The organism is Streptomyces rubradiris (genome assembly GCF_016860525.1).
Lineage (GTDB): Bacteria > Actinomycetota > Actinomycetes > Streptomycetales > Streptomycetaceae > Streptomyces > Streptomyces rubradiris.
Window position 1 is genome coordinate 5,795,775 of sequence record NZ_BNEA01000015.1, and the last position, 13,193, is coordinate 5,808,967.

7 protein-coding genes and 1 pseudogene are annotated in these 13,193 nt (G+C 71.2%); 6 read left to right on the forward strand and 2 right to left on the reverse strand.

The window, feature by feature from the left end:
• Positions 1–395: 395 nt before the first annotated feature.
• Positions 396–1,256 carry a phosphatase PAP2 family protein gene (locus Srubr_RS39065; protein ID WP_189996450.1) on the reverse strand — a complete coding sequence of 287 codons (861 nt, stop codon included), beginning with the start codon at positions 1,254–1,256 and terminating at the stop codon, positions 396–398.
• A gap of 120 nt (positions 1,257–1,376) precedes the next feature.
• Positions 1,377–2,411, reverse strand: a complete 1,035-nt coding sequence (locus Srubr_RS39070; RefSeq protein ID WP_189996451.1) for a LacI family DNA-binding transcriptional regulator — start codon at positions 2,409–2,411, stop codon at positions 1,377–1,379.
• 344 nt (positions 2,412–2,755) lie between these two features.
• Here Srubr_RS39070 and Srubr_RS39075 point away from each other — a divergent pair, with 344 nt between their 5' ends.
• From Srubr_RS39075 to Srubr_RS39100, 6 genes and pseudogenes are all read left to right on the forward strand, one after another.
• Entirely contained in the window at positions 2,756–4,030 is a 1,275-nt protein-coding gene (locus Srubr_RS39075) for an extracellular solute-binding protein (protein ID WP_189996452.1), read from the forward strand.
• A gap of 103 nt (positions 4,031–4,133) precedes the next feature.
• The gene (locus tag Srubr_RS39080) at positions 4,134–5,138 is read left to right on the forward strand and encodes a carbohydrate ABC transporter permease (RefSeq protein WP_189996453.1); all 1,005 of its coding nucleotides are present in this window, start codon (positions 4,134–4,136) and stop codon (positions 5,136–5,138) included.
• A gap of 19 nt (positions 5,139–5,157) precedes the next feature.
• Entirely contained in the window at positions 5,158–6,063 is a 906-nt protein-coding gene (locus Srubr_RS39085; protein ID WP_189996454.1) for a sugar ABC transporter permease, read from the forward strand.
• Between the two features lie 119 nt (positions 6,064–6,182).
• Positions 6,183–7,868, forward strand: coding sequence for a glycoside hydrolase family 13 protein (locus Srubr_RS39090; RefSeq protein ID WP_189996455.1), 1,686 nt, complete (start codon positions 6,183–6,185; stop codon positions 7,866–7,868).
• Between the two features lie 180 nt (positions 7,869–8,048).
• Positions 8,049–9,425 carry an alpha-amylase gene (locus Srubr_RS39095; protein WP_189996456.1) on the forward strand — a complete coding sequence of 459 codons (1,377 nt, stop codon included), beginning with the start codon at positions 8,049–8,051 and terminating at the stop codon, positions 9,423–9,425.
• An 11-nt stretch (positions 9,426–9,436) separates the two neighbouring features.
• Positions 9,437–13,193: pseudogene (locus Srubr_RS39100) on the forward strand (alpha-amylase family glycosyl hydrolase); the annotation flags it as partial.

Consider the following 13,193-nt stretch of genomic DNA (forward strand, 5'->3'; position numbering starts at 1 on the left):
CCGGTAACCGGGACCCCGCGCGCGCCGGTAACCGGAACCTCGCGCCCGCCGGAAGCCGGGACCCCGCGCGCGCCGGTAACCGGAACCTCGCGCCCGCCGGAAGCCGGGACCCCGCGCGCGCCGGTAACCGGAACCTCGCGCCCGCCGGAAGCCGGGACCCCGCGTGCGCCGGGAGCCGGGACCCCGCGCGCCGGGAGCCGGGACCCGCGCGCGCCGGAGGCCCGGAACCCGCCCGCCGGAACCCGGCCCCGGACCCCGTCTCCGACGAGCTGCACGCGCCGCGGCCGAAGGACTCCGTGGCAGCCCGTGACCGCCGCGCCCGGGACGCCCGCGAGGCAGGTGCCCAGGTCCGACCCGCACCGGCCGGCGGCCCAAACCGTCGCCGCCCCCGCGGCCTACCCGGTCGGCGCCGACCCCCACGCCCGCCCAGCGGGCCGGGGGACCAGCCGCGGCAGCGCGTAGGGCGGGCTGCCGTACCAGAGGCGGGCCGCCGCGAAGCCGAAGGCGAGGCAGACGACCCCGCCCACCGCGTCCAGCCAGAAGTGGTTGGCCGTGGCGACGATCACCACGAGGGTGAGCGCCGGGTACAGCAGCCCCAGCACCCGCGCCCACGGCACCGAAGCCAGCGCGCACACCGTCAGCCCGCACCACAGCGACCAGCCGATGTGCATCGACGGCATCGCCGCGTACTGGTTGGACATGTGCTTGAGGTCGCCGGAGGCCATCGAACCCCAGGTGTGGTGCACCATCACGGTGTCCACGAAGTGCCCGCCGCGCATCAACCGAGGGGGTGCGAGCGGGAACAGGTAGTAACCGAGCAGGGCCGCACCGGTGGTCGCGAACAGCACCAGCCGGGTCGCCGCGTACCGGCCGGGATGCCACCGGTACAGCCACACCAGCACCCCGAGCGTGATGATGAAGTGCAGTGTCGCGTAGTAGTAGTTCATCCCGATGATGAGCCAAGACACCGAGTTGGCGGCGTGGTTGACCGTCTGCTCCACGCCGACGCCGATCGCGTGCTCGAACCGCCAGATCCAGTCGGCGTTGCGCAGCGCCGCGTCCCGCTGCTCCGGGACGGCGTTGCGCACCAGCGAGTACGTCCAGTAACTCACCGCTACCAGAAGGATCTCGAACCACAGCCGGGGCCGGCGCGGGCGCGGCCGGCGCGGCCGTCCCGGTCCGTCCTCGCCCGTGACGGCCCGCGGAGCGGCCACCTCCTCGCGACCGTCCGGCTCTGTCACGGTCGAGTCACTCATGGTCACAGAGTCTGCCAGAAAAGGTTGTTTCCCCGGCCGATCATCCCAAGACCGGCTCCGCCGCGCACCTTCTGGGCCGGGCGCGGGCCCCGCGGCCGGGGCGAGCCCGGGTCCCGCGGCCTACGACGCGCGTGAACCGTGCGGAGCCGAGGCGGTCGAGCCGCGCACCACCAGCTCCGGCATGAACACGAACTCGCTGTGCGGCGCCGGGGTCCCGCCGATCTCCTCCAGCAGCGTGCGCACCGCCGCCTGCCCCATCGCCGGGACCGGCTTGCGCACCGTGGTCAGGGGCGGGTCGGTGAAGGCGATCAGCGGGGAGTCGTCGAAGCCGACCACCGACACGTCCCGGGGTACCTCCAGGCCCCGCTGCCGGGCCGTGCGTATCGCGCCCAGCGCCATCATGTCGCTGGCGCAGACCACCGCCGTACAGCCCCGCTCGATCAGCGCCGCCGCCGCGGCCTGTCCGCCTTCCAGCGTGTACAGCGAGTGCTGGATCAGCTCGCCCTCCACGGTCTGCGCGGCGAGCCCCAGCTGGTCCCGCACGGCCCGTACGAAGCCCTCGATCTTGCGCTGCACCGGCACGAACCGCTTGGGCCCGAGGGCGAGCCCGATCCGGGTGTGCCCGAGGGACACCAGGTGCGTCACCGCGAGCGTCATCGCCGCGCGGTCGTCGGGGGAGATGAACGGCGCCTGCACCCGCGGCGAGAACCCGTCCACCAGCACGAACGGCACGCCCCGCGCCCGCAGCCGCTCGTAGCGCTGCATGTCGGCGGTGGTGTCGGCGTGCAGCCCGGAGACGTAGATGATCCCGGCGACCCCGCGGTCCACCAGCATCTCGGTCAGCTCGTCCTCGGTCGACCCGCCCGGGGTCTGCGTGGCGAGCACCGGGGTGTAGCCCTGGCGGGTCAGCGCCTGGCCGATGACCTGCGCCAGGGCCGGGAATATCGGGTTCTCCAGCTCGGGCGTGATCAGCCCGACCAGACCCTCGCTGCGCTGCCGCAGCCGTACCGGGCGCTCGTAGCCCAGGACGTCCAGGGCGGCGAGCACGGACTGGCGGGTGGTGGCGGCGACGCCCGGCTTTCCGTTGAGGACCCGGCTGACGGTCGCTTCGCTCACCCCCGCCTGCGCAGCGATGTCGGCAAGCCGTGTGGTCACGCCACTGGACTGTACCGGTCGGCTCCGCCCTTGCACACCGGCCGGACGCCGGGCGCGGACGGCCGGACGCCCCGCAGTGGGTTGCTGCCTCATCGCGGCTCCCTCGAATCATGGTGGCAAGAGCTTGCAGAGTCTTGCACAAGTGTCCAGCGGCCGCCGAACGGTTACGGCCGGGTAACCATCGTGTTCCCTTGCACTTTTTTTCTGCAAGGTCTTTCGCAGCGCTTACATCGCTGTTACGTTCCCTGTCGCCCGGCCGCGGCAACGGCGCAGTCGGCAAGTCGCAAGGGGCGGACCTGCACCGCCCCCTGTACCACTCGGGCTTTAACCCTCAAGGAGAACTCATGCGGCGTGGCATAGCGGCCTCCGCGCTGGCGGCGTCCCTCGCCCTGACGGCGACGGCGTGCGGCGGCGGTGACGGCGACAGCGGGAAGTCGGACGGCCCGGTCACCATCACCTGGTGGGACACCTCCAACGCCACCAACGAGGCCCCGGCCTACCGGGCCCTGGTCGAGCAGTTCGAGGCCGCGCACAAGGACATCAAGGTCAAGTACGTCAACGTGCCCTTCGACCAGGCGCAGAACAAGTTCGACACCGCGGCCGGCGCCACCGGCGCCCCGGACGTGCTGCGCTCCGAGGTCGGCTGGACCCCGGCCTTCGCCAAGAAGGGCTTCTTCCTGCCGCTGGACGGCACCGAGGCCCTCGCCGACCAGGCGAAGTTCCAGCCGAGCCTGATCAAGCAGGCCCAGTACGAGGGCAAGACCTACGGCGTCCCGCTGGTCACCGACACCCTCGCGCTGGTCTACAACAAGGCCCTGTTCCAGAAGGCCGGCCTCACCGAGGCCCCGGGGACCTGGGACGAGCTGAAGGCCGCCGCCGCGAAGATCAAGGACAAGACCGGGGCCGACGGCTACTGGGGCTCCGTCCAGGCCTACTACGCCCAGCCCTTCCTCTACGGCGAGGGCACCGACACCGTCGACGCCGCCGCCAAGAAGATCACCGTGACCTCGGCCGCCGCCAAGAAGGGCTACGGCACCTGGCAGAGCCTGTTCTCCGGCAAGGGCCTGCACAAGGCCGACACCACCGCCGACGCCTACGCCCACATCCAGGACGCGTTCGTCAACGGCAAGGTCGCCGCGATCATCCAGGGCCCCTGGGAGATCACGAACTTCTACAAGGGCAGCGCCTTCAAGGACAAGAAGAACCTGGGCATCGCCACCGTCCCGGCCGGCTCCACCGGCAAGGCGGGCGCCCCGACCGGCGGCCACAACCTGTCGGTGTACGCCGGCTCGGACAAGGCCCACCAGGCGGCGGCCCTGAAGTTCGTGAACTTCATGACCTCCGCCCAGGCGCAGGAGACCATCGCCCTGAAGAACTCCACCCTGCCCACCCGCTCCGACGCCTACACCGCGCAGGTCAAGGCCGACCCGGGCATCGCCGGCTACCAGGGCGTCCTGGCCGCCGCCCAGCCCCGCCCGGCACTGCCCGAGTACAGCTCCCTGTGGGTCCCGCTCGACACCGAGCTGGCCAAGGTCGCCGGCGGCAAGGAGTCGCTGGACAAGGGCCTGGGCAACGCCGAACTGGCCATCTCCGAGCTGCTGGACGGCTTCGGCAAGTGAGCCCGGGTGGCCGTCGGCCGCTCCCGCCGCGCGCGGGGGAGGAGACCGGCGGCCACCGCCCTGTGCCCGGCCCGCCCCCCTGATCCAATGAAGGTGTCGAACCATGACAGTCGCCATCGACCGCGCCACCGGCAAGCGCCGCGGTGACCGCGCGCCTCGTCCCGGGCTGGGGCAGCGCGTCAAGAACGGCCTCCAGAAGTACTGGTACGCCTACGCGATGATCGCCCCGGTGGTCATCGTGCTCGGCGTCCTCGTCGGCTACCCGCTGGCCCGCGGCTTCTACCTCACCCTCACCGACGCCAACAGCCTCAACTCGGCGCGGACGATCGGCGTCAACCACATCGACGCCACCTACGAGTTCATCGGCCTGGACAACTACCAGGACATCCTGTTCGGCCCGACGGCCTACGACCGGTTCTGGTCGCACTTCCTGTGGACCGTCTTCTGGACGGCCGCCTGCGTCGCCCTGCACTACGCCCTCGGGCTCGGCCTCGCGCTCATGCTGCACCAGAAGCTGCGCGGCCGCACCGTCTACCGGCTGCTGCTCGTCCTGCCCTGGGCCGTGCCGACCTTCGTCACCGTCTTCTCCTGGCGGATCATGCTCGCCGACTCCGGCGCGCTCAACCAGCTCCTCGGCGCCCTCCACCTGCCCCAGCCGGCCTGGCTGGAGGACACCTTCTGGCAGCGGTTCGCCGCGATCATGGTGAACACCTGGTGCGGTGTGCCGTTCATGATGCTCTCGCTGCTCGGCGGGCTGCAGTCCATCGACTCCACGCTCTACGAGGCCGCCGAGATGGACGGCGCGAGCGCCTGGCAGCGCTTCCGCCACGTCACCTTGCCCGGACTGCGCGCGGTCAGCTCCACCGTGGTCCTGCTCGGCGTCATCTGGACCTTCAACCAGTTCGTCATCATCTTCCTGCTGTTCGGCAAGAACTCCGCCCCGGACGCCCAGATCCTCGTCACCTGGGCCTACCAGCTGGGCTTCGGCCAGCAGCCGCGCGACTTCGCCCAGTCCGCCGCCTACGGCGTGCTGCTGCTGTCGATCCTCACCGTCTTCACCTCCTTCTACTTCCGCTGGCTGAAGCGCAATGACCAACTCGCCGTCTGACGCCGCAGGAGCCGCCGCCATGAGCACCACGACCCTGGACACCACGAAGACCGCGCCGGCCCCCGCCGCCGTACCCGTCCGCCGCACCCGCCGGCGCGGCGAGCGCGGACCGCTCGGCACCGCCCTGCTGCACGGCGGCCTCGCCCTGGCCAGCCTGATCGCCCTCGCCCCGGTGGCCTGGCTGTGCTACCTGTCCCTCGGCCCGGACAAGGACGACTACCTCCACCCGGGCGGCATCGCGGGCAAGCTGACCTTCTCCAACTACAGCTTCGTGCTCCAGCACACCGGCTTCCTCGACTGGTTCAAGTCGACGCTGATCGTGGCCCTCGGCACCACCGTGATCGGTGTCCTCGTCGCCGCCACCACCGGCTACGCGGTCTCCCGGATGCGCTTTCCCGGCTACAAGCAGCTGATGTGGGTCCTGCTGCTCACCCAGGCCTTCCCGATCGCCATCCTGATCGTGCCGATGTACGAGATCTTCAGCGAGCTCGGCCTCATCGACACCTACTGGGCGCTGATCGCCATCAACTGCTCCACCGCCGTGCCGTACAGCGCCTGGCTGCTGAAGGGCTACTTCGACACCATCCCGTTCGAGATCGACGAGGCCGGGCGGGTGGACGGGCTCAGCCCCTTCGGCACCTTCTTCCGGCTGATCCTGCCGCTGGCCCGCCCGGGGCTGGCCGTCGCCGCGTTCTACACCTTCATCACCGCCGTCGGCGAGGTCGCCTTCGCGACGACCTTCCTGCTGGACGACTCCAAGTACACCTTCGCCGTCGGCCTGCAGACCTTCGTCAGCGAGCACGACGCCCAGTGGAACTACATGGCCGCCACCGCGGTGCTGATCGCGATACCGGTGACGGTGTTCTTCTACCTCGTGCAGAAGAACCTGGTCACCGGCCTCACCGCCGGCGGCACCAAGGGCTGACGCCCGCACCGGCCGGGCGGGCCGCGGTGGCCCAACCGACCCCGCCGCCACCGCGGCCCGCCTCGTACTCCGGCCATCAACGACCGCCCACCATGCACCAGTTACGTATCAAGGACGCCATGAGCCAGCAGCACTCCGCCGCACCGGCCCGCCACTCCAGCGCCGTCACCGTCGCCGACCGCCGCGACTGGTGGCGGGACGCGGTCATCTACCAGGTCTACCCGCGCAGCTTCGCCGACGGCAACGGCGACGGCATGGGCGACCTGGAGGGCGTACGCTCCCGCCTGCCGTACCTGCGCGACCTCGGCGTGGACGCGGTGTGGCTCAGCCCCTTCTACGCCTCCCCGCAGGCCGACGCCGGCTACGACGTCGCCGACTACCGCGCCGTCGACCCGATGTTCGGCTCCCTGCTGGACGCCGACGCGCTGATCCGCGACGCCCACGCGCACGGCCTGCGCGTCATCGTGGACCTGGTCCCCAACCACTCCTCCGACCGGCACGAGTGGTTCAAGCGCGCCCTCGCCGAGGGTCCCGGCTCCCCGCTGCGCGAGCGCTACCACTTCCGCCCCGGCAAGGGAGACAACGGCGAACTGCCGCCCAACGACTGGGAGTCCATCTTCGGCGGACCGGCCTGGACCCGGGTGACCGAGCCGGACGGCACCCCCGGCGAGTGGTACCTGCACCTGTTCGCCCCCGAGCAGCCCGACTTCAACTGGGAACACCCGGCCGTCGGCGACGAGTTCCGCTCGATCCTGCGCTTCTGGCTGGACATGGGCGTGGACGGCTTCCGCATCGACGTCGCCCACGGCCTGGTCAAGGCGGCGGGCCTGCCCGACCTCGGCACTCACGACCAGGTCAAGCTGCTGGGCAATGACGTCATGCCGTTCTTCGACCAGGACGGCGTGCACGCCATCTACCGCCAGTGGCGCCGCATCCTCGACGAGTACTCGGGTGACCGCATCTTCGTGGCCGAGGCGTGGACCCCGACCGTCGAGCGCACCGCGAACTACGTGCGCCCCGACGAACTCCACCAGGCGTTCAACTTCCAGTACCTGGGCACGGCCTGGGACGCCGAGGAGCTGCGCACGGTCATCGACCGCACCCTGGACGCGATGCGCCCCGTCGGCGCCCCCGCCACCTGGGTGCTGTCCAACCACGACGTCACCCGGCACGCCACCCGCTTCGCCAACCCGCCCGGCCTCGGCACCCAGATCCGCACGGCCGGCGACCGCGAGCTGGGCCTGCGCCGGGCCCGCGCCGCCACCCTGCTGATGCTCGCCCTGCCCGGCTCGGCCTACCTCTACCAGGGCGAGGAACTGGGCCTGCCGGACGTCGTGGACCTGCCCGACGAGGTCCGCCAGGACCCGGCGTACTTCCGCGGCGCGGGCCAGGACGGCTTCCGCGACGGCTGCCGGGTGCCGATCCCGTGGACCCGTACGGGCTCCTCCTACGGCTTCGGCGACGGCGGAAGCTGGCTGCCCCAGCCGCCGGCCTGGGCCGAGCTGAGCGTGGAGGCGCAGACCGGGACCCCCGGCTCCACGCTGGAGCTGTACCGGTCGGCGCTGCGGGTCCGCCGGGAGCGGCCGGACCTGGGCGCGGGCGAGTCGGTGGAGTGGCTGCGCGCGCCGGAGGGCGTCCTGGCCTTCCGGCGGGGCGACTTCGTGTGCGTGGCCAACACCACCGGCGAGTCCGTGACGATGCCGTCCCACGGCCGGGTGCTGCTCGCCAGCGGCGAGGTCACCGAGGCGGACGGCGAGACGAAGGTGCCCGCCGACACCACGGTCTGGTGGTCCGCGGAGCGCTGACGCCCGCACCGGAGCGGCCCCCTGACGCTCCGTCGGAGAACTTTCCCGCATCACCTTCACTCCGGCCCGCTGCCTTCCGGGCAGCGGGCCTTTACCATCTGCGTCACCGCAAGCTTGCTGAAAAGTTTCAGCAAACCGCTTCAGCGGCCCCCACCCCCTTCACCGTCGAAGGAACCCCACATGGCACGCAGCGCACTCCCCACGGCGGTCGCCCTCACCGCCGCCGCCCTGATGGGCATGACCCCGACTACCGCAGAGGCCGCCCCGCCCGGCACCAAGGACGTCACCGCCGTCCTCTTCGAGTGGAACTACGACTCCGTGGCCAGGGAGTGCACCACCGCCCTCGGCCCCGCCGGCTACGGATACGTCCAGGTCTCCCCGCCCGCCGAGCACATACAGGGCGCCCAGTGGTGGACGTCGTACCAGCCGGTGTCGTACAAGATCGCCGGCCGGCTCGGCGACCGCACGGCGTTCCGGAACATGGTGGACACCTGCCACGCGGCCGGGGTGAAGGTCGTCGCCGACGCCGTCGTCAACCACATGTCGGCCGGCTCGGGCACCGGCACCGGCGGCTCGTCGTACACCAAGTACGCCTACCCGGGCCTGTACTCGTCCTACGACTTCGACGACTGCACCGCCCAGATCTCGGACTACTCCGACCGCTGGAACGTCCAGCACTGCGAACTCCTCGGCCTGGCCGACCTGGACACCGGCGAGGAGTACGTCCGCAAGGCGATCGCCGGTTATCTGAACGACCTGCTGAGCCTGGGCGTGGACGGCTTCCGGATCGACGGGGCCAAGCACATACCGGCCGCGGACCTGGCGGACATCAAGAGCCGGCTGACCAACCCGTCGGTCCACTGGAAGCAGGAGGTCATCCACGGCGCGGGCGAGGCCGTCCAGCCCTCCGAGTACACCGGCAACGGAGACGTCCAGGAGTTCCGCTACGCCTACGACCTCAAGCGGGTCTTCACCGCCGAGAAGCTGGCGTACCTGAAGAACTACGGCGAGGGCTGGGGCTACCTGAGCGGCTCGGCCGCGGGCGTCTTCGTGGACAACCACGACACCGAGCGCAACGGCAGCACGCTCTCCTACAAGAGCGGCGCGAACTACACCCTGGCCAACGTCTTCATGCTGGCCTGGCCGTACGGCGCCCCCGACGTCAACTCCGGCTACGAGTGGTCGGACGCCGACGCCGGCCCGCCGAACGGCGGCCGGGTGGACGCCTGTTGGCAAAGCGGCTGGAAGTGCCAGCATGCCTGGCCGGAGATCAAGTCCATGGTCGCCTTCCGCAACGCGACCCGGGGCCAGGCGGTCACGAACTGGTGGGACAACGGCAACGACTGGGTCGCCTTCGGCCGGGGCGCCAAGGGATACGTGGCCATCAACCACGAGCCGGGCAGCATGACCCGCACCTACCAGACCTCCCTGCCCGCCGGGACCTACTGCGACGTGCAGGGCAACAGGCCGGTGACGGTGAATGCCGGCGGTCAGTTCACCGCCACCCTGGCCCCCGACACCGCCCTGGCGCTGTACGCCGGCAAGCCGGACTGCTGAGGAGCCACCCAGTGACACCACGATGGCCGGCGCCGCCCAGGCGCCGTACCCGGCGGCGCGCCGGTGCCGCGGCCGTCAGCGCCGCGGCCCTCGCCGCCACGCTGCTGTCGCCCCTGGCCGCCCACGCGGCCGGCCCGCCCGCGCCTCCCTCGGACGCGAAGCTGGCCGCCGCACCCGCCCGGCACGACGCCACCCGCGAGCAGTTCTACTTCGTCCTGCCGGACCGCTTCGCCAACGGTGACCCGTCCAACGACCGCGGTGGTCTGACCGGTTCGCGGCTGCGCACCGGCTACGACCCCACGGACAAGGGCTTCTACCAGGGCGGCGACCTCAAGGGCCTGACGCAGCGGCTGGACTACATCAAGGGGCTCGGCACCACGGCCATCTGGCTGGCGCCGATCTTCAAGAACCGCCCCGTGCAGGGCACCGGAAGCAACGCTTCGGCGGGCTACCACGGGTACTGGATCACCGACTTCACCCAGGTCGACCCCCACTTCGGCACCGACCAGGACCTGAAGAACCTCATCTCCAAGGCCCACGCCAAGGGCATGAAGGTCTTCTTCGACGTCATCACAACCACACCGCCGACGTCGTCGACTACGACGAGAAGACCTACGACTACCTCTCCAAGGGCGCCTTCCCCTACCTCACCGAGGACGGCCGCCCCTTCGACGACGCCGACCACGCCGACGGCACGGGGAAGTTCCCGCCCGTCGGCACCGGCTCCTTTCCCCACACCCCGAGGGCGACCAGCCAGGCCAAGGTCCCGGCCTGGCTCAACGACCCGGCGATGTACCACAACCGGGGCGACTCCACGTACACCGGCGAGTCCACCACCTACGGCGACTTCTCCGGCCTGGACGACCTGTGGACCGAGCGCCCCGAGGTCGTCCGCGGGATGGAGCGGATCTACCAGCGCTGGGTGCGGGACTTCGCCGTCGACGGCTTCCGGATCGACACCGTCAAGCACGTGAACATGGAGTTCTGGACCCAGTGGGCCACCGCGCTGGACCGCTACGCGGCCGAGCGCGGCCGGAAGGACTTCTTCATGTTCGGCGAGGTCTACTCCGCCGACCCCGCCGTCACCGCCCCGTACGTCACCCGGGGCCGGCTCGACGCCACCCTCGACTTCCCCTTCCAGGACGCGGCCCGCGCCTACGCCTCCCAGGGCGGCAGCGCCCGGAAGCTGGCGGCCGTCTTCGGCGCCGACCACAAGTACACGACTGACAAGGCCAACGCCTACGAACAGGTCACCTTCCTCGGCAACCACGACATGGGCCGCATCGGAACCTTCCTGAAGCAGGACAACCCGAACGCGACCGACGCCGAGATCCTGGCCAAGGACCGGCTCGCCAACGAGCTGATGTTCCTCAGCCGGGGCAACCCGGTCGTCTACTACGGCGACGAGCAGGGCTTCACCGGCTCCGGCGGCGACAAGGACGCCCGCCAGACCATGTTCGCCTCCAAGGTCGCCGACTACCTGGACGACGACGAGATCGGCACCGACCGCACCCACGCGAGCGCCGCCTACGACACCGGCGCCCCGCTGTACCGGCGGATCGCGGACCTGGCCCGGCTCCGCAAGGCCGAGCCGGCCCTGACGGACGGGGTGCAGACCGAGCGGTACGCGGCCGACGGCCCCGGGATCTACGCCTTCACCCGCACCGACGCCGCGTCCGGCCAGGAGTACGTCGTGGCCTTCAACAACGCCGGCTCGGAGCGGACGGCGACCTTCGCGACCGGGTCGCCGGACATGACGTACCGGGGGATCCACGGCGCCACCGGCCCGGTGCGCTCCGACGGCGACCGGCGGCTCACCGTCACCGTCCCGGCCGGGTCCGCCGTCGTCTACAAGGCGGCCGGAAAGCTCGCCGAGCCCACCGCCGAGCCCACGATCACCCTGACCGCCCCGGCCGCCGGAGCCACCGGAACGGTCGACCTCAGGGCCGACGTCGATGGGGGACAGCTCAACCGGGTCGTCTTCGCCGCCCAGGTCGGCAACGGGAAGTGGCGGACGCTCGGCTCCGCCGACCACGCCCCCTACCAGGTCACCCAGACCCTCGGCACCGACGTGCCCGCCGGGACCGCCCTGCGCTACAAGGCCGTCGTCATCGACTCGGCCGGGCACACCGCGAGCGCCACGGCGAGCAGCACCACCGGCACCCCGCCCGCGCCCGAGGTCCCCAGGGCCTCCTCCCGGGACTACGCGATCGTGCACTACAAGCGCCCCGACGGCGACTACGACGGCTGGGGCCTGTACGCCTGGGGCGACCTGGCCGACGGCGAGGCCACCACCTGGCCGGCCGGCCACCCCTTCATCGGCCGGGACGCTACGGCGCCTTCGCCTACGTCAAGCTCCGGCCGGGCGCCTCGAACGTCGGGTTCCTGGTCGTCGACAAGGACGGGAACAAGGACATCTCCGCCGACCGGTTCATCGACGTCACCCGCACCGGCGAGGTGTGGATCGAACAGGGCGAGGCCGACGTGCGCACCGAGCGGCCGGACCACCCCGCCCAGGACCCGGCCAAGGCCGTCCTGCACTACCACCGCGCCGACGGGGACTACGACGGCTGGGGCCTGCACGTCTGGACGGGCGCCGCGCACCCCACCGACTGGTCGCGGCCGCTGGAGCCGGTGAAGACTGATGCCTATGGCGCGGTCTTCGAGGTGCCCCTCACCGCGGGTGCCACCAGTCTCGGCTACATCATCCACAAGGGCGACGAGAAGGACCTCCCGGCCGACCGGAGCCTTGACCTCACGGCCGACGGCCACGAGGTGTGGCTGGTGAGCGGCCAGGAGAAGCACCTGCTGCCGCAGCCGGCCGGCACCGCCGCCGCGCTCGACCTCACCACCGCCGAGGCGGTGTGGATCGACCGGGACACCGTCGCCTGGAACGGCGTGGCGGGTGCCGCCTCCACCCAGTTGCTGTACTCCCTCGACGGCTCCCTGACCGTCCGGGACGGGACCCTGAGCAGCGACGACGAGCGCTGGATCAGGCTGGGGAAGACGGCCCTGACCGACGCGCAGAAGGCGAAGTTCCCCACCTGAAGGACTACGCCGCCTGGTCCGTGGACCCGCGCGACCGGGACCGGGTGCGTGAAGCGGTCAAGGGGCAGCTGGTCGTCTCGCAGCGGGCGGAGAACGGGGCCGTGCTGGCGGCGACCGGTGTGCAGACCGCCGGTGTGCTGGACGACCTCTACCCCGGTGCCACGAAGGCGCACCTCGGACGGTGTTCCGCGACGGAAGGCCCACGCTGTCCGTGTGGGCCCCGACGGCGCGGAGCGTGTCGCTGGAGCTGGACGGTTCGGTCAGGAGCATGCGGCGGGACGACTCCACGGGCGTGTGGTCCGTGACGGGGCCGGCGTCCTGGAAGGGCAAGCCGTACCGGTACGTGGTGAAGGTGTGGGCGCCCAGCGCGGGCAAGGTGGTCACCAACAAGGTCACCGACCCGTACTCGCTCGCGCTCACCGCGGACTCCGAGCGCAGCCTGGTCGTGGACCTGGACGACAGGTCCCTGGCCCCGGCGGGCTGGTCGGACCTGCGCAAGCCGAAGGCCGTGCCGCTGCGGGACGCGCGGATCCAGGAGCTGCACATCAGGGACTTCTCCGTCGAGGACCGCACCTCCAGGCACCCGGGCACTACCTGGCGTTCACGACAAGGACAGCGACGGTTCCCGGCACTGAGGAAGCTGGCCGAGTCGGTGGACGTCGTACGTGCACCTGCTGCCCGCCTTCGACATCGCCACGATCCCCGATCGCAAGGCGCACC